Here is a 235-nt window from a genome sequence, read left to right as displayed (position 1 = left end):
GGTGACCTGTCCGGTCCCTGGCGCCACGTCGATCTCACGGCCGGACATGATGGCCACCGAGTTCGTGGGCGGGGCGGAACCCGGATCGACGGCCGGGATGAGCTCGGCCGGTCCCCGTCGCTGCAGAGCCGCCCCCGGACCCGATTCCTGACCATGCCCGGTCTGTCGGGCAAGCCTCTGGTGGAGTCGGTGGCCCTCCGGCAGATCGTCGATCAGCGGCATGAGGTCATCGAGG

General features: G+C 70.2%; 1 pseudogene. It reads right to left on the bottom strand.

The features are described from left to right. Nucleotides 1-222 (bottom strand): annotated as a pseudogene (locus GJQ66_RS15090) (DUF1707 domain-containing protein); the annotation flags it as partial. Nucleotides 223-235: the final 13 nt, after the last annotated feature.

Source organism: Microbacterium sp. ZXX196, assembly GCF_009709595.1.
In the GTDB taxonomy this organism is placed as follows: Bacteria; Actinomycetota; Actinomycetes; order Actinomycetales; family Microbacteriaceae; genus Microbacterium; species Microbacterium excoecariae.
Note: the sequence above shows the minus strand (reverse complement) of the source record. Positions and strands in the feature narration are given on the sequence as shown.